Source organism: Streptomyces sp. B6B3, assembly GCF_039871525.1.
Taxonomy (GTDB): domain Bacteria; phylum Actinomycetota; class Actinomycetes; order Streptomycetales; family Streptomycetaceae; genus Streptomyces.
Window position 1 is genome coordinate 1 of record NZ_JBDPLU010000069.1, and the last position, 1,101, is coordinate 1,101.

Sequence of the window (1,101 nt, forward strand, 5' to 3'; positions counted from 1 at the left end):
CGGCGACGGGGTCTTCCGGGACCTGGAGCGGCTGCGCCCCGGCGACCGGATCGAGGCGCGCCTGGAGAACGGCGACGTCGCCGAGTTCGTCGTCACCGACGTACAGACGGTCGCCAAGGCGGACTTCCCCGAGGACGCGGTCTACGGAAACGTGGATCGGCCCGAGCTGCGTCTCATCACCTGCGGGGGCGAACGGCGTGACGACACGTATCTCAGCAACGTGATCGCCTACGCCCACGTGGTCTGAATGACGTCCTGACCTTCTGATGTGGGGCATACGGCTTCGCGGCCCCGGTTCCCGGAGCAGGACCCGGGGACCGGGGCCCCTTACGAAGCGGGAGAGCGTTGAAACGGTCCAGCGACAGGAGAGTCTCCGAGCTGTTCGCCACCTGCTATCCGCGGCTGGCCGGCTGGGTGCGTCGGCTGGTCGACGACGACGAGACGGCCCACGAGATCGCCTCCGAGTCCTTCACCCGGCTCTGGGGCCGTTGGAGAGCGGTCGACGAGCCCGTTGGCTACCTCTACGTCACCGCGGCCAACCTCGTCCGGGACCACTGGCGTCGGCTGGAACGCGAACGCTCGGCACTACGCCGTGCCACCGTTGAGGCCGACCGGAAACGGGGCGCGGCGGGCGAGGTGGACGACTCCTCGGTGCGGGAGCTCGTCGAGTCCCTGCCCGACCGGCTGCGGATCCCGGTGCTGCTGTACTACTACGCCGACCTGCCGATTCGCGAGGTGTCCGCACTGACGGGGCGCGCGGAAGGAACCGTGAAGTCCGACCTCCACGCCGCGCGAGAACTGCTCCGCGCCGATCTCAGGAGAAGCCGTGATCACGTCCGATGAAGAGCGGCCACGCCACGAGAGCGACGACCCGCTCGCCACCCTCCTGCGGCCGGAACCCCTCTACCTGAACCCGCCGCCCGGCTGTTACGAGGAGATCCACCGGGGCGCCACCCGCCGCCGACTGGTGAGCGCCGCCGCCACGGCCGGCGCCGCCGTCGCCGTGGTCGCGATCATCGCAGCCCTCATCACCACACCCCTCCACGACAACGGCCCGGCGGATCCGCACCCGTCGCCCCCCGTGATCCCGGTCGCCCCACC

The 1,101-nt window shown here is 70.5% G+C and carries 2 protein-coding genes and 1 pseudogene; all 3 read left to right on the forward strand.

Annotated features, from left to right (window positions below):
- Positions 1-247 (forward strand): sortase (locus ABGB06_RS39385; protein WP_347600558.1); only part of this gene is annotated, 247 nt, incomplete at its 5' end.
- A 98-nt stretch (positions 248-345) separates the two neighbouring features.
- On the forward strand, positions 346-843 hold the full coding sequence (locus ABGB06_RS39390) for an RNA polymerase sigma factor (protein ID WP_347600561.1): 498 nt from the start codon (positions 346-348) through the stop codon (positions 841-843).
- Positions 827-1,101, forward strand: a pseudogene (locus ABGB06_RS39395) (hypothetical protein); the annotation flags it as partial. The gene ABGB06_RS39390 and the pseudogene ABGB06_RS39395, both read left to right, overlap by 17 nt.